The sequence below is a fragment of the Arthrobacter sp. BI5 genome (assembly GCF_056680065.1).
Map to the genome: position 1 here is coordinate 1,222,838 of NZ_CM155264.1, position 20,462 is coordinate 1,243,299.

Below are 20,462 nucleotides of genomic sequence, written 5' to 3' on the forward strand. Positions count from 1 at the left end.
CGCTGGCCAGGGCGGCCCGCACCGGAAATTCACTTATGCTGTCAAGGTAACGTCTGGAAGGACCCGAGTACTGTGATCGCACCCAAGACCTGGAGCACCGGCCGGAAGGCCGCCGTACTGGCCGCGGCGTGCGCGCTGGCGGCCGGCGGCGGAGTGTTTGCCGCGGCAGGACCCCTGGCCCATCCTTCCTTTGCTTCCGAAGCCGGTTCGCCGGAGCGGTCCACCCAGGGGCTTGCCTTCCCGGTCGTGCCGCCGCTGAAGCTCGCGGCCGCGCCCGCCGACGCCGCCGTCCAGGTCAACCCGGCCGCGCCGGTCACCCTGAAGGTGGGCAACGGCCGGATCGAGCGCGCCGCCCTCACCAGCGATTCGGGTGACGCCGTGGACGGAAAGCTCAGCGCCGACGGTTCCAGCTGGGCCGCCACCGGGCCGCTGCAGTTCAACACCCGCTACACCTACAGCTACTCCGTGGTCGACGGCGCGGGACGCAGCACGGACGCCACCCGCAGCTTCACCACGGTGAGCACCGCCAACGAGGCGGACGCGGCCATCTACCCGCTGGACGGCATGAAGGTCGGCGTCGCGCAGCCGCTCCAACTCACCTTCAGCGAACCGGTGCTGAACCGCGCCGCCGTCGAAAAAGCGATTAAGGTCAGCTCCACTTCGGGGCAGGCCGGCGACTTCCACTGGTACAGCAACACCATGGTCCGCTACCGGCCGCAGAATTTCTGGGCGGCCAACAGCACCGTCACGATGGACATCAAGCTCTTCGGCGTCGACCTCGGCAAGGGCCAGATCGGCAATTTCAACAAGAAAGTCACGGTGCACATCGGCGACAAGAAGGTCGCCATCGCCGATGCCAAGGCGCACACGTTCACCGCCTCGGTCAACGGCCGCCAGGTCGGCAGCTGGCCGGCGACGCTGGGCGACACCCGTTTCCCGTCGGCGCGCGGCTATCTCGTCCTGATGGAACAGTACCGGGTTGAGCACATGGACGCCTCCACCATCGGGCTGAAGCCGGGCGACCCGGCCTACTACGGGCAACTCGACGTCAATTACGCCACCCGCCTGACGACCAGCGGCGAATTCATCCACCAGGCGACCGAGTCCGCCATGCCCTACATCGGCAAGGTTAACCTCTCCCATGGCTGCATCGGGCTGGGCCCCGACGGCGCCAAGTGGGTTTTCGACAACATGACGACCGGCGACGTGGTCCAGGTGGTCAACACCGACGGCGACTATGCGGCCAACGACGACGGCTACGGGGACTGGAACATCCCCTGGGCGAAGTACGCCAACTAAAGCCGCGGAGAATTGTGGTTGGGGGACAGGATTTTGGGGGACACCGGATGGACGAGACGATGAGCACCCGCGCTGGCGCCGGTAGGAACGCCGGGAAGGCTACCGGGAAGAGTACCGGGAAGGCTACCGGGAAAATGCTGGCCGTGGCCGGGCTCTGCCTTGCCATCGGCGCCGGCGGCATCGGCGTCGCCACCGGCCCGGTCTGGGCGGACAGCGACCTGCCCTCGGAGTCGGCGTCGCCGATGCGCAACGTCCCGGGCCTGGCCGCACCCGTGGCGAAAGCCGTCGAACTCGGGGTGACGCCGCTGGACGGCGCCACGGACGTCAATCCGGCCGCCCTGCCCTCCGTCAAGGCCGTCAACGGGCTGGTCAAGGACGTGCGGCTGGAGCCCGAGGCCGGCGGCGACCCCGTTGCCGGGAGCCTCAGTGCGGACGGTTCCACCTGGACCGCCGGGGACCCCCTCGCGTTCAACACCCGGTACCGCTACAGCTTCACTATTGTTGACGGGGCCGGCCGGGAGACGAAACAGGAGCGAAGCTTCACGACGGTGGGCACGGCCAACGAGGCAGACGCCGCCGTCTATCCGTTCAACGGCAGCACCATCGGCGCCGGGCAGCCCGTCGAGATCGTCTTCAGCGAGCCGGTGCTCAACAAGGCGGCCATGGAAAAGGCCGTCAAGGTCAAGGTTTCCTCGGGCCAGGCCGTCGCCTGGCGCTGGTACTCGGACCGCCGGGTGCGGATCCGGCCGGACAAGTTCTGGGCGGCCAACAGCCGGATCACCGTGGACCTGAAACTGTTCGGCGTCGACTTCGGCAACGGCATGGTCGGCAACTCCAATGTTCCGGTCTCTTTTACGGTGGGGCCGCAGCGCATCGCCGTCGTGGACGACATCACGAAGACCATGAAGGTGTACTTTGACGGGCGGCTGGTCAAAACCGCGCCGGTCACCCTCGGCGGCGAGGACTGGCTCTCACCCTCCGGCTACGCGGTCATCATGGAGCAGGAGCGCCGTTCCAAATTCAACGCCGGCAGCATCGGCCTCAAACCCGGCGACAAGGGCTACTACCCGCCGCTGACCGTGGAATACGCCAACCGGCTGACGACGTCGGGCGTCTACGTGCACCAGGCGCTGGAGTCCGCGTGGGGCGCGGTGGGCAGGTTCAACGTTTCGCACGGCTGTGTCGGGCTGCTCCCGGCGGACGCCCAGTGGTTCTTCAGCAACATGAAAACCGGCGACATTGTGCAGACGCTGAACACTGGCGCGGCGCCGGTGGAGCCGCTGGAAGGCTTCGGCGACTGGAACATCCCCTGGGCCCAGTACGCCCAGCGCTGAGTAGGCCCAGCGCTGAGTAGGGTCCCGGGCCCGGGTCCGCCGTCAGCGCTCCCGCTGGTGCGGCAGCCGGCCCAGCCGTGCACCGAGCCGGGCGCTGCGTTCCCGCGTGAGCCGCAGCCGGTCCAGTTCGCGGCGGCTTCGCTCGCCGAGCACCGCCGCCAGGTACTCCTCGGCTCCGGTTCCGGCCGGCGGCGGGGGAGCGACGTGCGCCGCCAGCTCGCTGGCCAGCGATTGCGCCATCCCCGCCCTCGAAGCGGGCGCCATGCGGCCGGCCTGGCGGAGAAAGAGCGCGCCGCGGTGGGCCGCGGCGTCCGGGATCCGACCGATATCCGCCATCGACACCCAGGGCTGCAGCTGGAACGGGACGCTGTGCAGCGCCGGCGCCTCGGCCCGCACCCGGCGCCGCAGCGCGTAGGTGCCGGCCACCAGGTCGCCGAGCCGCTTGGATTTTCCGTTGAACAGCGCGACGGCGGCCGCCAGGCCGCCCAGCGTCGCGTAAATTTCGAGGAACCCGATCAGGCCCCGGATCAGGGCGTGCCGGAAGCGGATGGCCCCGCCGTCGTCGCGCACAATCCGCAGCCCGGCGGCCAGCTTGCCCAGGGACAGGCCGCGGCTGAGCGTCTCCACCGTGACGGGCAGGACCACAAAACAGAAGACGACGGCGACGGTGACCAGGGCGCCCAGCGCAGCGCCGTCCAGCTCGGGGGCGGCGGCCCCGACCACCGCGAGAAGGCCCCATAGCGCGGCGCCGTGCACCAGGACATCCAGCAGCAGGCCCAGCGCCCGGGCAGCGAACGACGCCGGGCGCAACTCAAGGACGACGGCCTCGCCTGTGATGATGGAACTCAAACCGGACCCCCGCTTCCGTGCCAGTGAGGCACAGTCTAACCATCCTCCCCGCCGGTCCTGAGCGCGAACGGACACTTGGGGCCCTCTTTTCCCCGCGCAACCTGGGCCTCAAGTGTCCGTTCGCGCTGGGTGGGGGCCTCAAGTGTCCGTTCGCGCCGGGGTGGGGGCTAGGGTGGTGCCGTGGACATCGAGGCGTTCTCCCTGGTGAACGGGGACAAGTGGGCGCGGCTGCACGCGCTGGCGCATCAGCGCAGGCTCAGCGGCGCCGACGCGGACGAGCTGCTGCGGCTCTACCAGGGCGCGTCGGCGGACCTCTCGCTGCTGCGCTCCGTGGCGCCCGAGAGCGGACTGTCCGCGGCGCTCTCGGCCAGCCTCGCCCAGGCGCGGACCCGGTTCACCGGCGCGCGGTCCAACTTCATGGAGGATCTTGCCCGGTTCTTCGTTATCGCGCTGCCCGCCGCCCTGTACCGGATCCGCTGGCTGACGCTCTGCTGCGGGCTCGCGTTCTGCCTGGTCGCCGCCGCCTACGCCGTCTGGATCGGCAACTCCCCGGAGGCCCTGCGCGCGCTGGGCTCCGACGCCGCGGTCCGCCGCTACGTGGAGCAGGACTTCGTCAACTACTACTCCGAGAACCCCGCCGCGTCCTTCGCCGGCCTGGTATGGACCAACAACGCCTGGATCGCCGCGCAGGCCGTGGCCCTGGGTATCACGGGCTTCTGGGTCCCGATGGTCCTGATCGGCAACGCCCAGGGCGTCGGCGTCGCCGCCGGCGTCTTCGCCGGTGCCGGGAAACTTGACGTGTTCTTCAGCTACATCCTCCCGCACGGCCTGATGGAACTGACGGCCGTTTTTGTGGCCGGCGCGGCGGGGCTGCGGATCTTCTGGGCCGTGGTGGCTCCCGGCCCGCGCCGGCGCTCGCAGGCGCTCGCCGCGGAGGGCCGCTCGCTCATCACGGTGGCCCTGGGACTGGTCCTGGTGCTGCTGGTTTCGGGCGTGGTCGAAGGCTTCGTGACGCCCAGCGGTCTTCCGGTCTGGGCCAAGATCAGCATCGGTGCCGCGGTCCTCGCCGCCTACTGGGGCTATGTCCTGAGGTTCGGCGGCCGGGCATACCGTGCCGGCGCCAGCGGGGACCTGGACAGCCGGGACGCCGGGTACACCGAAATTTCCGCCTGAATCGGGCGGCCCACGGGGTGGCACCTCGCCGGGGTTGAGGCCCTGACGGTAGGCTCGGAGTCAGAGATGTGGCGCTGCCTGGCCCAAGGCACGGCGGCGCGGAAACCTACGGAAGCGAAGCTGCAGTGACGGAAAAAAGTCCCACCCCTCCGAATCGGCAGGATCCGGACCTGGACCCTGCCGACGACGCCGGCGAGCCCGCTTTCGAGTGGATGAAGCCGGCCGCCGCGGGCAAGCGGGCCGACGCCGCCTCCGGGACCCCGGACGCCGGGCGGACCAGCCCGACGCCGGACGCTGAACGCGGCGGTGCGGCGCCGGCCGCCGGACCCGGGATCCCGGTGCCCGGTGCGGTGGATTCCGACCGGACCCCCGCCGCGGGCGAACGCCAGGGCCGCCGCGCCGAGCGGAGGGCCGCCGACGCCGGCGCAGCCAGCAGTGCGGGCGCATCCGCCGGAGCCACTACAGCCACAACCGACGGGCCGGCAGCGGAACACTTCAGCGAGTCGCTGCCGACCTCGGCGCTGCAGGTCCGGCCGCCGCAGGAGGAGGTGGAACGGCGCAACGCCGAGCGGGAACATGCCGCCAACGCCAAGCCCGTGGCGCCCCGGGTGATGCAGGTCCTGCTCGCGGTCTGCTACCCGGTCATCCTGCTGGTCCTGGCGGTCCGCGCCGTGACCAGCCCGCTGTTCCTCTGGGCCGAGTACAACCGCCCGGGCTTCCCGGGGGACGGCTACGGCTTCAGCACCGACGACCGGATGACCTACGGTTCCTACGCGGTCGACTACCTGAGCAACTGGTCCGGTCCGCGGTACCTCGGGGAGCTGGTCAACCGCGCCGGGGAACCGCTGTTCAAGCAAGGCGAAGTCAGCCACATGGCCGACGTCAAGCTCGTGATCCTGTCCGCCTTCGGCGCCGGCGCCCTGCTGATCCTGCTCAGCCTTGTTGCCATTCTCTACCTGCGCCGCCGCAGCACCGGGGGAGTCCGCCGCGGGCTGTTCGCCGGTTCGATCGTCACCCTGGTGATCATCGTCGGCCTTGGTGTGCTCGCGGTGCTGGGCTGGGAGCAGTTCTTCACCGAGTTCCACCGAATCTTCTTCGCCAACGGCACCTGGACCTTCTCCCTGGAGGACACGCTGATCCGGCTGTTCCCCGGCCAGTTCTGGGTGGACGCCGGGATCGTGATCGGCGCGCTCGTCCTCCTGGCCGCCCTCCTTACCCTGATCCTCACTTGGCCCACCCGCAAACGCCGGGGACTGCCGCCCCGGCGGCGTGCTGCCGAGGCCGCCGCGGACGGGTCGGAAGCGTCGGACGCCGCAGACCCCGCGGACGCGGCCGAGCCCAGGGGCCGCCGCTTCAAGCGCAACCGTAACGGCGCCGGGGGCAGCCCCGCCGGCAGCGATGCGGACACCGGCACCGGCGCGGCGCAGGACCGGGCGCAGGACCCGACGCTCGAGCAGAAGCTGGAGCAGAAGCCGGAACAGAAGCAGCAGGACCGCAGCTAGCAGGACCCGGACCAACCACGGCACAGCAAAGCGGCCGGCACTGCGGTGCTGGCCGCTTTTGCGTGCGCCGCCCCGTAACCGAAGGCCCTAGCCGTAGATCCGGTTGATCTGTGCCTCGAAATCGCGCACGACGGCGGAGCGCTTGAGCTTCAGGGACGGTGTCAGGTGCCCGGACTCGACGGTAAAGTCGGCGTCGAGCACCACGAAGCTGCGGATCGACTCTGCCTTGGACACCAGGGTATTGGCCGCGTCGACGGCTGCCTGGATGGCCGCGCGGACCTGCTCGTTGGCCGCCGCCTCGGCGGTCCCCATGACGGGCACACGCTGCGCGGCGCACCAGTTCTCCAGGCCTTCCGGGTCCAGGTTGACCAGGGCCGACACAAACGGCCGCCCGTCACCGACCACCACGGCCTGCGCCACCAGCTGGTGCTCGCGGATCTTCTCCTCCAGCGGTCCGGGCGCCACGTTCTTCCCGCCGGCGGTGACCAGCAGGTCCTTCTTCCGCCCCGTGATGGTGAGGAAACCGTCCGCATCGAGGGAGCCCAGGTCGCCGGTGCGGAAGAACCCGTCCACGAAGGCCTCGGCGTTGGCCGCCGCGTTGGCATGGTAGCCCTTGAAGACGCCGATGCCCTTGACCAGGATCTCTCCGTCGTCGGCAATCCTGATGGTGGTGCCCGGCACCGGGATACCCACGGTGCCTACCTTGGTGCGGGTCGGGGTGTTGGCCGTGCACGGTGCCGTGGTCTCCGTCAGGCCGTACCCTTCCAGCACGGGCACGCCGGCGCCGCGGAAGAAGTGCGCGTCATGCGAACTGAGCGGGCTCGCCCCGGAGACTGTGTAGCCCAGGCTGCCACCGAACGCCTGCCGCAGTTTCGGGTACAGCAGCCGGTCGAAGACGGCGTGCTTGGCGCGCAGCACCCAGCCGGGGCCGGCGCCCTCGCCGCGTGCCGCGGCATCAAGGGCTTTCGAGTAGTCGATCGCGACGGCGGCGGCCGCCTCGAAGAGACGGTCCTTGCCGGCCAGCGCCGCCTTGTGCTCGGCTCCGGCGTAGACCTTCTCAAAGATCCGGGGCACCACTAGCAGGAACGTGGGCTGGAAGGTGCCAAGATCCTCCAGCAGTTCCTTGGCGTTGGAGGTGTGGCCCAGCGTGGTGCCGGCGGTCAGGCAGATCACCTGCACGGCGCGGGCCAGCACGTGGGCCAGCGGGAGGAACATCAGCGTGCGCGTGTGTTCCTGGAGCAGGATTTCCGGCAGGAACAGGACGATGTTCTTCGCGACGAGGGCGAAGTTGCCGTGCGTGATTTCGCAGCCTTTGGGCCGACCGGTGGTGCCGGAGGTGTAGACCAGCGAGGCGACATCGGCCAGGCCGGCCGCGGAGCGCTGCCGCTCCAGTTCGGCATCGCTGACCCCGGCGCCGGCCGCCGCGAGGCTGGCGAGGTTCGGGGCGGCGCCGTCGTAGTCCATCCGGACGACGCCGAGCAGCCGGCCCGCGAGCAGGCCGGAGCCGTCCAGGACGCCCTGGACCAGGGTGGCCTTCACCTGGTCTTCGACGAAGACGCGGCGGGCGCCGGAGTCGTGCAGGATCCATTCGACCTGGCTGGCGGAGGAGGTCTCGTAGATGGGCACGGTGACGCCGCCGGCGAACCAGATGGCGAAGTCCACCACGGTCCATTCGTAGCGGGTGGCGGACATGACGGCGACCGTCTCACCCGGAGTGAGGCCGCCGGCAATCAGGCCCTTGGCCAGGGCCTTGACCGCATCCAGGAACTGCCGGGCCGGAATGTCGGTCCAGCCGGACGGGCCCTTGCGGGAGTAGAGGGCGTGCACCGGATCCTTGCCGTGCTGCTCCAGCAGCAGGTCCGTCACGTTGCTCGCCGGGTCCAGCTCGACGAGCAGTGCGGTGCTAGCTTCTCTCACAACCATGTCTCCCGTTCCGGTCCGCGGCCCGGCGGACGCGGGCTCCGCTAGTTATCCTGCCCTAGATCCAGGACGGCATCCACATCCGCAGCCGCCAGTCCTGGTACGAAATCAGCTCCGCGGTCCAGACCGGGTAGAAGAAGGCCGAGAGCAGTACGGCCGCGACGACGAACAACGCGACGAGGTAGAGGCCGGAGCGGCGCCGCCAGAGCGGGTAGCTGCGCCGGCCCAGGACCAGCCCCAGGCAGTACACCAGGGCGAGCACCAGGAACGGTTCGAAAGATACCGCGTAGAAGAAGAACATTGTGCGTTCCGGGTACATGAACCAGGGCAGGTAGCCGGCGGCCACACCGGCCAGGACGGCCCCGGCCCGCCAGTCGCGGCGGCCGGCCCACCAGAAGAGCAGGACGCCCAGGCAGACCGCCGCGCTCCACCAGATCAGCGGGTTGCCGACCGAGAGGATGGCGGACGTGCAGTTGGGCAGCTCGCAGCCGGCGGTGCCCTGCTTGGACGATTCATAGAAGAATGAGGTGGGGCGCCCCATCACCAGCCAGCTCCAGGCGCTCGCCTCGTAGGGGTGCTCGGCGCTCAGGCCCTGATGGAACTTGTAAGCCTCGAGGTGGTAGTGGGCCAGCGAGCGGAGTGAATCGGGCAGCCAGCCCCAGTCCGCCGAGGGGTTGGTCTCGGCCCAGTGCCGGAAGTACGCGTTGCTGGAGCGGAACCAGCCGGCCCAGGTGGCCAGGTAGACCAGGCCCGCGACCGGGACGATGATCAGGAAGGCGGCGATGCCGTCCTTGAGGATGCCGCCGGTAATCCAGCCGTGGATACCGGCGATCCGGCGCGCGCTCAGGTCCCACAGCACCGTCATCAGCCCGAAGCCGGCCAGGAAGAACAAGGCGGACCATTTGGTCCCGACGGCCAGGCCGAGGCACACGCCGGCGGCCAGCCGCCACCAGCGGATGCCCAGCCACGGCCCGGCGGCGAGCTGCAGCCGGGAGGGCCGGCCGTCCGCGGAGGCCGCGGCCTGCCTGCCGAGCCGGGCCGCGAGCCGTCGCCGGCCGTCGTCGCGGTCCATCAGCAGCGCACCGAAGGCGGCAAGGATCCAGAACATCAGGAAGATGTCCAGCAGCGAGGTGCGGGACATCACGAGGTGGTGCCCGTCCACCGCCAGCAGCACGCCGGCCACGGCGCCCAGGGTGAGGGAGCGGAAGAGCTTCTGGGCGATCAGGGCGAGCAGGAAGATGGAGAGGGTGCCCGTCAGGGCCGCCCCGAAGCGCCAGCCGAAGGAGTTTTCCGGGCCGAAGAGCCACATCCCGGCGGCGATCATCCACTTGCCGACCGGCGGGTGGACCACGTACTCCGGGCTGTCCAGCAGCACCCCGGGGTTGCCCGCGATGAAGGAATCGTTGGCCTTGTCCGGCCAGGCACGCTCGTAGCCGCTGACCAGGAACGAGTACCCGTCCTTGACGTAGTAGGTTTCGTCGAACACCAGGTTGTGCGGGGACTCCAGCCGGACAAAGCGCAGGATGCCGCCCAGCAGCGCGGTGAGGGCGGGGATCAGCCAGAACCAGAGGCGCAGCGACGGCGGATAGTCCCGCCAACTGCGGATATTGCCGACCAGCCGTTCCGTGAGCGCCTCGGCGGTGAACGCCTCGCCGGGGCGGCGGATCCAGCGGTGCCCCTCAAGGTTGCGCCCGGCACCGGCAGGGTCCGGGCTGCGGGCGGGGCGGGGGTTGTCCGGGCTGGCATCGGCGGGCACCGATGCGGCTGAACCGGCCTCGGCAGGCCGCATGGGGGTCTGCGTCACGTTGCCCATGCTACCTTTCGCGGCCGTGATCGTCGGTCCCGCGCGCCCGGCAGTAGGCTGGTGGGGTGGATCCAGAACAACGCACGTCACCGAGTACTTCACCGGCCCCGGCCGCCGCCGACGCGGCTCCGTCCGCAGCCGACGCCGCCGCGGCTCCGGCAGCGGGGACGGCCGCCGGTCCGGGCCGGATCGTGCTGGCCGCCACCCCGATCGGCAACGTCGGGGACGCCTCCGCCCGGTTGATCGGACTGCTGGAGACGGCAGACATCGTCGCCGCCGAGGACACCCGGCGGCTGCACCGGCTGGTCCAAAGCCTCGGCATCACCGTGGCCGGCCGGGTGATCAGCTACCACGAGCACAACGAGGCGGCCAAGACCGGCGAGCTGCTGGACCAGGTGCGGTCCGGGAAAACGCTGGTCATGGTGACCGACGCCGGCATGCCCTCGGTCTCGGACCCGGGCTTCCGGCTGGTGGAGGGCGCCGTCGCCGCCGGCCTCACTGTCACCGCCGTCCCCGGCCCCTCGGCCGTGCTGACCGCGCTCGCCCTGTCCGGCCTGCCGACCGACCGCTTCTGCTTCGAGGGATTCCTGCCGCGCAAAGCCGGCGAACGCGCCTCCCGGCTCGCGGACCTCGACGCCGAACGGCGCACCATGGTGTTCTTCGAGGCGCCGCACCGGCTGGAGCCCATGCTCCGCGCCCTGCACGAACGCTTCGGCGCAGACCGCCGCGCGGCCATCTGCCGGGAACTGACCAAGACCTACGAAGAGGTCATCCGCGGAACCCTGCGTGAACTCCTCGAATGGACCGAGGCGAACGAGGTCCGAGGCGAGATCGCCGTCGTCGTGGGCGGCGCGCCGGAACGGGAGCCCGGCAAGCCGGAGGACCAGGTCGCTGCCGTGAATGCGCTGATCGCGCAGGGCATCCGGCTCAAGGAAGCCGTCGCCGCCGTCGCGGAGGACGCCAGGGTCAGCAAGCGCGAACTGTATTCGGCGGTCCTCGCCGCGCGCTGACCCGGGCCCCGCAGCCCCGGCGGGACGCGGATCGACCTTGTGCAGCTGCACAGCAAAACCTGCGGGGGCTAGTGCGCGCAAGCGTAGACACTCCGGAGAATCCGGCAGTACCGTGGCATTAGTCCAGCCCCGCGGCGCACGACGGCGCGGGCGCCGATCATCGATTTTTTCCAACCCATTGCCGACGAGGGAGTCATTGTGACTGTAACTGCCCAGCCCACCGTTACCGCGGAGCGTGAGGCCGCACTGCTGGCCACCGTGCCGACAGGCCTGCTGATTGACGGGCAATGGCGCCCGGCCGCGTCCGGCAAGACCTTCGACGTCGAGGATCCCGCCACCGGCAAGGTGCTGCTGAGCCTCGCCGACGCCGGCCCCGAGGACGGCGCCGCGGCCCTGGACGCCGCCGCTGCCGCGCAGGAGTCCTGGGCCAAGGTCCCGCCGCGGGAGCGCGGTGAGATCCTGCGCCGCGCCTTCGAACTCGTCACGGAACGGGCCGAGGACTTCGCGCTGCTGATGACCCTCGAAATGGGCAAGCCGCTGGCCGAGGCCCGCGGCGAAGTCACCTACGGCGCCGAGTTCCTGCGCTGGTTCTCCGAGGAGGCCGTCCGCGCGTTCGGGCGCTACTCGGTGTCCCCGGACGGCAAGTCCCGGCTCCTGGTGACGAAGAAGCCGGTGGGGCCCTGCCTGCTGATCACGCCGTGGAACTTCCCGCTGGCCATGGCCACCCGCAAGGTGGCCCCGGCCGTCGCGGCCGGCTGCACCATGGTGCTCAAGTCCGCGAACCTGACCCCGCTGACCTCGCAGCTCTTCGCCGCCGTGATGCTCGAGGCCGGCCTGCCTGCCGGCGTGCTGAACCTGATCCCCACCTCCACCGCCGGTGCCACCACCGGGCCGCTGATCAAGGACTCGCGGCTGCGCAAGCTCTCCTTCACCGGCTCCACTGAAGTTGGCCGGCGGCTGCTCGCGGACGCTTCCGAGACCGTGCTGCGGACCTCGATGGAGCTGGGCGGCAACGCGCCGTTCGTGGTGTTCGAGGACGCCGACGTCGACGCGGCCGTGGCCGGGGCGATGCTGGCGAAGCTGCGGAACATGGGCGAGGCCTGCACCGCGGCGAACCGGTTCATTGTGCACGAGTCCGTGGCCGACGAGTTTGCGGAGAAATTCGCCGCGAAGATGAAGGACATGACCACGGCCCGCGGCACCGAGTCGGACTCCAAGGTGGGCCCTCTGATCGACGCCAAGAGCCGCGACAAGGTCCACGAGCTGGTCACCGACGCGGTCTCCGCGGGCGCCGTCACGGTGCTGGGCGGCTCCGCCGTCGAGGGTCCGGGCTACTTCTACCAGCCCACGATCCTCAAGGGCGTTACCGAGGGCACCCGGATCCTGACCGAGGAGATCTTCGGCCCCGTCGCCCCGATCATCACCTTCGACACCGAGGACGAAGCCGTCCGGCTCGCGAATAACACTGAGTACGGCCTGGTGGCCTACGTCTTCACCAAGGACCTGAACCGGGGCATCCGGATGGGCGAACGCCTGGAAACCGGCATGCTGGGACTGAATGCCGGCGTGGTGTCCAACGCGGCCGCACCGTTCGGCGGAGTCAAGCAGTCCGGCCTGGGACGCGAGGGCGGCCTCGAAGGCATCGAGGAGTACCTTTACACCCAGTACATCGGCATCGCCGACCCCTACGCCGGCTAGTTCCGGCGCAGCCGGCGGACGGCGCCGCGGAGCCTGGACCAGGACCCCGCGGCGCCGTGCCCGGCACCCCTCCCGGGCCCCCGCGCCGCGGCGCGCGGCGTCGACACCCGGCGCCGCAAGCGGGCCGTCAGCGAGGGCGGCAGCCAGGTGGCGCGCAGCCGCGTGCTCCACGACGCGTGCGCCCGCAGCGCGTCCCGCACCGCTGCGATCCTGTCCGCGGGGGCGCCGCCGGGCAGTGGCACACCGGCGGGGGAGCCCGTGTCCGGGCGGCCGTACTGCTGGCGTTCGTAGTCGCCGGTCAGGGAGTCCACAGCAGCGTGCGCCGGTGCGTCCACCCCGCCCGCTTCGCCCAGCGCCGCTGAACCGCGTAGCCGCGCTGCAAAGTGCCGCGGTGTTTCGCTGCTCTGCGGCGCGACCCGGAAGTCCGTGGCGAGATCCCGCAGTTCTTCCCAGGCCGGCACCGCGGACCCGGCCGCGCCGGTCGCTGACGCGTTGAGCCGCCGCCGCCGCACACCGCCGCGGAGCAGCGCCGGCGCCGCCAGCAGCAACAGGACCAGCAGCACCCCGGCGGCGCCGTACAGCAGCGCCGGCAGCGTGCTGCCGGAGCCGCCCCCGCCCGCGACGGCTGGCGCCGGCAGCGGGGCCGGCGCGGGCGCCGACGTGGGCTTCGGGTCATCCTCCGGGATCAAACCGTCGTTGTTTTCGTTGGTGCTGGCCCCGCTGGGCGCCGCCGGCTCCGTGGCGTAGGCCGGCACCACGCCGCGGGAGGGTGTCGGCTCGAAGGCCACCCAGCCCACGCCCTGGAAGTAGAGTTCGGGCCAGGCATGCGCGTCGCGGGCGTCGACCTCGTATTCGGGCAGCGCCCCCTGGCCGGCGATCGACACGGTGGACCCGGTGACGCGGCCCGGGGCGTAGCCGACGGCGATCCGGCTGGGAATCCCCTCCAGCCGCGCCATCACGGCCATCGCCGAGGAGAAATGGATGCAGTAGCCGCTCTTCTGGGTCAGGAAGTCCGCCAGCACGGACAACCCGTTGCCGTCGTAGCCGCCCTGCACGGGGGACTGGAGCGAGTAGCTGAACTCCGCGGAGCGCAGGTAATTCTGGATCGCCATGGCCTTGGCGTAATTGCTGCTGCTTCCCGCGGTGACGCTCTCGGCCGTTTGCCGCACGATCTGCGGAACGTTGGCGGGGGTCCGGGTGAAAACGTCCGGCACCCCCTGCGCCCGGTCCGGGGACTCCGCCAGCACGGCCCGGGTCAGCTTGGGGGCCACCGACGTCACCACATACTGCTGGTTGCGGGAGTTGGTGTCCAGGCCCTTGATGCTCAGGGTATCCGGGTCCCAGCTCCACCGGCCGGTCAGGCCGTTCACCGCCTGGGGCGCGTAGGGGACCGGCAGGTAGGGGCTGGTGAACTGGCCGGCATTTACGGCCGTGACCACCCTGAGCTGTTCCTCGACGTTGGATTCCGGGCCCGGGTCGATCCTTCCGGTGCCCGGCCGCCGGCCGGAGTCACGGTCATCCGGGGACCACGCGTCGCCGTCGAAGCTGTCCACCGTGACGGAGCGGAGATACGGCGCCTGGGCGGCGCTGGTGGCATAGGTGATCCGCCCGTCTCCCGTGGGACTGCGCAGGTTGTTGCCGAGACTGATCATCGGGTTCAGGCCGCTGGCCGGGCCCCAGGGATTCAGCCGGGATCCCTGCGGGAAGGTGCCCTGGTCGAAACCCGGGATGACCAGCTGGAACAGCAGGGTCAGGGCCAGTGCCATAGCTCCGGTGAGGGTGGCGCGTTTGAGCTGGCCGGGGTCGCGTGCCGTGTCCACCCGGGTCCGGGAGGCCGGATGGAACCAGTGGCTGCAGGCCAGGATCATCAGGAAGCCTGCCGCGGCACCGGCGAACCCCAGCCAGCCCACGCTCTGTGGTTTCACCATGGCCGGCACCACCAGGACCGCCAGGACGCCGAGGCCGCTGGTTGCCGGCAGGGCGAGCGGGACGGCCAGGGCGTCGACCAGGATGACCACCAGGCCAAGCACCCCGCAGACCAGCAGCACGATCCCGGCGTTCGGCGCCACCGGGGAGCTCTCGGCCAACACCGTCTCGCTGGCCCGCCGGAGGTAGCGCTGCAGCTGGGCCATGGTGTCCGAAGAGGGGATGAAACCGGCGATGCTGTGCTGCCGGAAGAATGTCGAGGTGAGGACCAGGGCCAGTGCCACGAAGCCGCCGGCGCCGACCAGGAACCCGCGCAGCCGCAGGGCCCGGAGCGCCGCCATGGCCAGCGCGACGGTGAACACCGTGGTCAGCACCGATGGGTACCAGGCCCAGCCGCGCAGCACGCCGTTGAGGCCCAACGCGGCGCCGGCGACGGCCAGCGCGACCGCGACCCCCATGGCCCAGGGTTCGACGCCGGCCCCGGTCCGGCCCGCCCCGCCGGAGGCAGGCGGCGTTCCGGTACCGGGCGCTTCCGGGGCCACGCTGCGCTGCGGAGCCAGGGTCATCGCCGGCCTCCCGCAGCGCGCCGGACCTCGGCGGCGGCCTGGAGCGCGGCGGCGCCCTGTTGCCCGGCGCCGCCCTGGTCGAAGGCTGACCAGGCGGCCGGCAGCGGGGTGGCCGCGGTGACGGACGCCGCGCGCCAGCCCCCGCGGCGGAGGATCTCCAGGACCGGTCCGGCGTCGGACGGACGGTCGGTGACCAGCAAGGCGAAGGCATTCGCGCCGAAGCCTGCCGCCGGCGCCAGCGCCCGGGCCTCTGCCGGAGTGAGGCGCCCGAGGACGGCGAGGATGGGTCCGCGAAGCCGGTGCGCGGAGAGCTTGTCCATCAGCCGGTCGTCGAAAGGCTGCGGCCCGGCGTCGGACGGGGCGTGCCGGGGACCGCTGAGCGCGATGGCGGCCAGGCTCTCGGCAATGGACTGCAGGCCGCCGGCCCCGGTGAACTCGTCGGTGTCCGGTTCCGGCGCCGAGGGCGAATTCAGGAAGGCGGGCTCGCCGGCGGGGTCCAGGCAGCGCAGCGCGTAGTTGCGTTCACCAAGGTGGGTGCTGATGGACATGGCGGCTGTGACGGCCCATTCGAAGGCGTCGCTGGTGACCAGTTCGTGGCCGTCCGCGGCGCCGCCGGAAACGTACCCGGCGCCCTGGGCGAAGGCGTGGAACCGCTGGTCCAGGATGATCGTGGCCTCCGGTGTGGTGACCGATTCCTCCTGGCGCACCATCAGGGCGCCGTGGCGGGCCGTCGCCGCCCAGTGCACCCGGCGCATCGGATCGCCGTGCCGATACTCGCGGGTCATGATGTCATCGTCGCTGGGGTTGGCGCGGATCCGGGTCGCGGTGACGCCGTCGCTGCCGCGTGCGCCGGCCAGCCCGGTCACCGGGAGCTCGACGGCGGCCGGCGTCACCGTGAGCAGATCGCCGTCATCGATTGCGTGGCGGTGGACGGAAAGCCCGAAGGGGTCGCTGAATTCGGCCGTGACTGGCCCGATCAGGAACTGGCCGCGTTTGGCGCTCCGCAGCTGGTATTCGTAGCGGCTGGTCCCCGCGGCGGCGGTCCGCGCCGGAAAGCGGAACACCGGGGAGTGTCCGAACCGGTCCGGCAGCTGCTCCTCCATCAGGGCCTGGCCGGATCCGGGCCCGGTGCGGGCCACCGCCAGCCGGACCGTCGTGGTGGCCGAAGTCTCCACCGGGGACGGGCTGAATTCGCGGTAGACCCGGAACCGGGGCTTGAGCACACGGGTTCCGGCGAGGGACAACAGCGGCAGGACCAGCAACAGGAGCGCCAGCGCCAGCAGGTCGCGGCGCCCCATCACCTGCGCGGCCAGCAGCGAGAACACGCCCGCCCCCAGCAGGCCCCAGCCGCGGGAGCTGAAGATGTGCCTCGGGAACAGGTCCAGCAACGCCACGGCCGCGTCCGCCCCTAGCGTCCGGTGGACTGGGTCGAGGGCCGCACCGCGTCCTGGCCCACCGGCACCTTCGCCAGGATCGATCGGATCACGCTCTGCGGGGTCTCCCCGGTGCCGGCGGCCTTGCGGTCCAGGATGATCCGGTGCGCCAGCACCGATTCGGCGACGCTCACCACGTCGTCCGGCAGCACGAAGTCCCGGCCCTCCAGGGCGGCGGTGGCCTTCGCCGCGCGGAGCAGCTGCAGCATGGACCGGGGGCTCGCGCCCAGCCGCAGCAGGGTGCTCTCCCTGGTGGCACGGCCCAGGGCCACGGTGTATTCCTTGATCGAGCGGGAAACGTACACCTGCTGGACGGTGGCGATCATGGAGGCCACCTCGTCCGCGCTGACCACGGCCGTGACCCGGGTCAGCGGGGACGTGGCCTGGTGGGTCTCAAGCATCTCCATCTCGGCGTCCCGGTCCGGGTAGCCCATCGAAATCCGGGCCATGAACCGGTCCCGCTGCGCTTCCGGGAGCGGGTAGGTGCCCTCCATCTCGATCGGATTCTGCGTGGCCACCACCATGAAGGGTTCGTCCAGCTGGTACGAGTTCCCGTCCACCGTGACCTGGTGTTCCTCCATGCATTCCAGCAGGGCGGACTGGGTTTTGGCCGAGGCGCGGTTGATCTCGTCGCCGATCACGATGTTGGCGAACACCGCCCCGGGCCGGAACTCGAACATCCGGGAGGCCTGATTGTAGATGGACACGCCCGTGACGTCGGAGGGCAGCAGGTCCGGGGTGAACTGGATCCGGCTGACCGAGCAGTCGATGGTGCGCGCCAGGGTCTTGGCCAGCAGCGTCTTGCCGACGCCCGGAACGTCCTCGAGAAGCAGGTGCCCCTGCGCGAGCAGCACGGTCAGGGCCAGTTTGGCAGCCTCGGCCTTGCCGTCAATCACGGTGTTGATGGCGCGCAGGATGCGCTCGCTGGCGGCATGGAACGCCGCGGCCTCCATCGGCGGGGGCAGTGCGGCCCCGTGTTTCCGGGCGCCGGGTCCCACCGCGGCGGCCCGTGTCTCACCGGCTCCGTCAGGAAAGTCCTGCGGCTCGGGCAGTGCTTCGTCCACGGAGGTGCGTCGGTGGTAGTCCATCGGCAGCCTTTCAGCCCTGGTGCGGCCCGGGCGGAGCGGCAGGAAAGCCGGTCCCGCCTCTGGTGCACGCCTGTCTTGGTATCAGCGTACTAACACAACTGACAAAGCAGACAGAGAGTTCCGGGGTAATTCTGAGCCCGGGCCGCGGCTAGGCTGGAAGGATGTGCAACCCGCTGACCCCCGCCCCCTACCGCGCGACCGGCAGCGACGGAACCGGCGGCGCTTCGTCCGAAACCGGCCCGTCCGGCCGGAAACCGTATCCGCCGGCCCCGGAGCCGCTGCCCGTGCCGGTGATGGACAACCACACCCACCTGGACTTTCCGGACGCCGGAACGGCGGTCAGCATCAAGGACGCCCTCGACGCCGCGGAGGCCGTCGGGGTCCGGGGAGCCGTGCAGGTGGGGTGCGACCTGGAGTCGTCCCGTTTCACCGTGCAGGCGGTGGAGCAGGATGCCCGGCTGCTGGGCGCCGTCGCGCTGCACCCCAACGACGCCCCGGCCTACGCCGCCCGCGGCGAGCTGGAGGAGGCGCTGGCGGAGATCGAAGCGCTCGCCGCGCACCCGCGGATCCGTGCCATCGGCGAGACCGGGCTGGATTTCTTCCGCACCGAGGGCGAAGGGCTGGCCCATCAGCGGTACTCGTTCCGCCGCCATATCGACATCGCCAAACGGCTCGGCCTGACGCTGCAGATCCACGACCGCGACGCCCACGATGACGTGGTGCAGGTGCTCCGCGAGGAGGGGGCCCCGGAGCGGGTAGTGTTCCATTGCTTCTCCGGCGGCGAGGAGCTTGCCCGGATCTGCAACAGTGCGGGCTGGTACATGTCCTTCGCCGGCACCGTAACCTTCAAAAACGCGGCGAACCTGCGCGCGGCACTGGCCATTGCCGACCCGGCGCGGATCCTGGTCGAAACCGACGCCCCGTTCCTCACTCCGCACCCGCACCGGGGGAGGCCGAACGCCAGTTACATGGTCCCGTACACGGTCCGGACCATGGCCGAATTGACAGGCCGGGAGCTCTCCGCGCTGTGCGCCCAACTGGCCGAAAATACCGTGCAAGCATACGGATCCTGGGACTAAAACCCGTCTCCGCCGTCACTCTGGCAACATACCGGGTATGCACAAATTCTTGGTTGGTTTATAACGCTACGGTTACAGTGGTCAACTATTAGCCGGGGTCGGGGAAGGCCTTCGGATAATTTCACTCCCTCAGGGCGCGCACCGTGGCAAGGAATCCACGTGTGCGCTCTCGTTTGGAAGTGTGGCGGTGCCCGCGTTTTCCGCAAATATCCGGACCTGGTCCGGAACTGCCCTTGGGGGTGTTTGCGCCGGGGAGACGTGCGCGCTTTTCCCCGTGCCCGGATGGTCCGAAAGATATGGGCAATCGTGGTCAAGTTCTTCACATCGGATGGCAAGTTCAGCTTCGTCAAGGTCGGTGCGCAGCTGGTGGTGCTCGTGGCACTCGTGCTGGGCCTGGTCGCCTTCGTTGGCAACAACAAGACGGTCACCCTCAACGTCGACGGAAAAGTGAGCTCCGTCCAGACTTTCGGCGGCACCGTCGGCCAGGTGGTCCGCGGCGCCAAGGTGGAGCTGCAGGCAGCGGACAAGGTGTCGCCCTCGGCTGAGTCGCATGTGCAGGACGGATCTGTCATCAAGGTGAACCTCGCCAAGGCCGTCAAGGTCAACCTGGACGGCGCCGAGCGGACCATCAACACCACATCCCCGACCGTTGAGGGGCTGGTGACTGAACTCGGCGTCGCCCCCGCCTCGGAGATTTCGGTTCCCAAGGACGCCCAGCTGGCCGTCTCCGGTTCGTTCGTGAGCATCACGACGCCTAAGGCCGTCACGCTCGTGGCGGACGGCAAAGCCAAGAAGACCACCACGACGGCGGCAACCGTCGGCGGCCTCCTCGCCGACGCCGGCGTCAAACTCGGTGCCAGCGACCGCACCTCGCAGCCCGGCAACGCCCCGGTCGTGAACAACATGGTGGTCAAGGTCTCCCGCGTCGACGTGACCAAGACCGCGGCCACCACCGAAGCCGTCCCGTTCGAGACGCTGACCGCCGAGGACTCCGCCCTGCCCAAGGGTGAGCAGAAGGTCGTCCAGGCCGGCGTGGCCGGCAGCATCAGCAAGAGCTTCAAGCTGGTCCTCGTAGACGGCCGTATCGCCTCGAAGACGCTCGTGGCCCAGAAAGTCACCCGCGAGCCGGTCACCGAGAAGGTCAGCATCGGCACCAAGGAAAAGCCCAAAGTGGAGGCGGCCGCCACGGCAGCCGCCAGCACCGGCGGCAACACCGGCGCCGCTGCCCCGGCGATGATGAACGTAGCCATGTGGGACAAGATCGCCCAGTGCGAGTCCGGCGGCAACTGGTCCATCAACTCCGGCAACGGCTACTACGGCGGACTTCAGTTCGACATCCAGACCTGGCTCGGTTCCGGCGGCGGCGCCTACGCACCCAACGCCAGCCAGGCCAGCAAGGCCCAGCAGATCGCCGTCGCCAACCGGGTCTACGCCCAGCGCGGCCTGCAGCCCTGGGGCTGCGGCTGGGCAGCCTCGAGCTGACACCCCGCTCCGGCCCGCGCGGCCGGCAAGACACCCACGGTTCCCGCACCGGCTGACCACCGCCGCGGAGCGCCCCACGAAGGCCGGTCCCGACTCCTTGGCTTCTAGCGGTCGTTGCAACACCCAGAACTTTTGGGAGTTGCAACGACCGTGTCGTCGTTAACGGGGAAACCACGAGCCAGCAAGAAATACACGCAGGACCAGAAGGATCAGTTCTTCATCGTGTTCGACCGGCTTAGGAGCACGCGGGCAGCGGCCAGGGAACTCGGATTCAGTCCCGACACCTGCGCCGCCTGGGT

Annotated in this window: 14 protein-coding genes; 8 read left to right on the forward strand and 6 right to left on the reverse strand. The window is 70.2% G+C overall.

Translation table 11 applies throughout. The annotated features are described in order from the left end of the window. Window positions 1–75 precede the first annotated feature (75 nt). A complete protein-coding gene (locus AC1MED_RS05650; protein WP_479786568.1) occupies window positions 76–1,299 on the forward strand; it encodes a L,D-transpeptidase in 1,224 nt (407 codons plus the stop codon). Between the two features lie 134 nt (window positions 1,300–1,433). Beyond that, window positions 1,434–2,633, forward strand: a complete 1,200-nt coding sequence (locus AC1MED_RS05655) for a L,D-transpeptidase (protein WP_479785905.1) — start codon at window positions 1,434–1,436, stop codon at window positions 2,631–2,633. A gap of 42 nt (window positions 2,634–2,675) precedes the next feature. Here AC1MED_RS05655 and AC1MED_RS05660 read toward each other — a convergent pair whose 3' ends face one another. Beyond that, complete coding sequence (locus tag AC1MED_RS05660) at window positions 2,676–3,482, reverse strand: RDD family protein (RefSeq protein WP_479785907.1); 807 nt, start codon at window positions 3,480–3,482, stop codon at window positions 2,676–2,678. Between the two features lie 180 nt (window positions 3,483–3,662). Here AC1MED_RS05660 and AC1MED_RS05665 point away from each other — a divergent pair, with 180 nt between their 5' ends. Continuing rightward, window positions 3,663–4,655, forward strand: a complete 993-nt coding sequence (locus AC1MED_RS05665; RefSeq protein ID WP_346959514.1) for a stage II sporulation protein M — start codon at window positions 3,663–3,665, stop codon at window positions 4,653–4,655. Between the two features lie 125 nt (window positions 4,656–4,780). After that, window positions 4,781–6,157, forward strand: coding sequence for a TIGR01906 family membrane protein (locus AC1MED_RS05670; protein WP_479785909.1), 1,377 nt, complete (start codon window positions 4,781–4,783; stop codon window positions 6,155–6,157). 87 nt (window positions 6,158–6,244) lie between these two features. On the opposite strand, the gene AC1MED_RS05675 is transcribed toward AC1MED_RS05670, so the two are convergent. Both AC1MED_RS05675 and AC1MED_RS05680 read right to left on the reverse strand, forming a co-directional pair. Beyond that, the gene (locus tag AC1MED_RS05675; protein WP_479785911.1) at window positions 6,245–8,074 is read right to left on the reverse strand and encodes an AMP-dependent synthetase/ligase; all 1,830 of its coding nucleotides are present in this window, start codon (window positions 8,072–8,074) and stop codon (window positions 6,245–6,247) included. A gap of 61 nt (window positions 8,075–8,135) precedes the next feature. Next, window positions 8,136–9,890: a dolichyl-phosphate-mannose--protein mannosyltransferase gene (locus AC1MED_RS05680; protein ID WP_479785913.1), complete on the reverse strand. Its 1,755-nt coding sequence runs from the start codon at window positions 9,888–9,890 to the stop codon at window positions 8,136–8,138. 56 nt (window positions 9,891–9,946) lie between these two features. Between AC1MED_RS05680 and rsmI the strand changes: the two genes are divergently transcribed. Both rsmI and AC1MED_RS05690 read left to right on the forward strand, forming a co-directional pair. After that, window positions 9,947–10,891, forward strand: a complete 945-nt coding sequence (gene rsmI, locus AC1MED_RS05685) for a 16S rRNA (cytidine(1402)-2'-O)-methyltransferase (RefSeq protein WP_479785915.1) — start codon at window positions 9,947–9,949, stop codon at window positions 10,889–10,891. A 198-nt stretch (window positions 10,892–11,089) separates the two neighbouring features. After that, window positions 11,090–12,589 (forward strand): NAD-dependent succinate-semialdehyde dehydrogenase, encoded by a 1,500-nt coding sequence (locus AC1MED_RS05690; RefSeq protein WP_479785917.1) that lies wholly within the window; start codon window positions 11,090–11,092, stop codon window positions 12,587–12,589. Here the strand turns inward: AC1MED_RS05690 and AC1MED_RS05695 are convergent. Genes AC1MED_RS05695 through AC1MED_RS05705 form a run of 3 tightly spaced genes read right to left on the reverse strand, consistent with a single transcriptional unit; the run spans window position 12,586 to window position 17,602 of the window. Beyond that, window positions 12,586–15,081: a transglutaminase TgpA family protein gene (locus tag AC1MED_RS05695; RefSeq protein ID WP_479785919.1), complete on the reverse strand. Its 2,496-nt coding sequence runs from the start codon at window positions 15,079–15,081 to the stop codon at window positions 12,586–12,588. The two genes, AC1MED_RS05690 and AC1MED_RS05695, sit on opposite strands and share 4 nt — an antisense overlap. Further along, window positions 15,078–16,475, reverse strand: a complete 1,398-nt coding sequence (locus tag AC1MED_RS05700; RefSeq protein ID WP_479785921.1) for a DUF58 domain-containing protein — start codon at window positions 16,473–16,475, stop codon at window positions 15,078–15,080. The genes AC1MED_RS05695 and AC1MED_RS05700 overlap by 4 nt, the downstream gene beginning before the upstream one ends. Before the next feature lie 14 nt (window positions 16,476–16,489). After that, the gene (locus AC1MED_RS05705; protein ID WP_479785923.1) at window positions 16,490–17,602 is read right to left on the reverse strand and encodes an AAA family ATPase; all 1,113 of its coding nucleotides are present in this window, start codon (window positions 17,600–17,602) and stop codon (window positions 16,490–16,492) included. A gap of 161 nt (window positions 17,603–17,763) precedes the next feature. Here AC1MED_RS05705 and AC1MED_RS05710 point away from each other — a divergent pair, with 161 nt between their 5' ends. Further along, window positions 17,764–18,681 (forward strand): TatD family hydrolase, encoded by a 918-nt coding sequence (locus tag AC1MED_RS05710; protein WP_479785925.1) that lies wholly within the window; start codon window positions 17,764–17,766, stop codon window positions 18,679–18,681. 282 nt (window positions 18,682–18,963) lie between these two features. After that, window positions 18,964–20,163, forward strand: a complete 1,200-nt coding sequence (locus AC1MED_RS05715; RefSeq protein ID WP_346959523.1) for a ubiquitin-like domain-containing protein — start codon at window positions 18,964–18,966, stop codon at window positions 20,161–20,163. The last annotated feature ends 299 nt before the right edge of the window (window positions 20,164–20,462 follow it).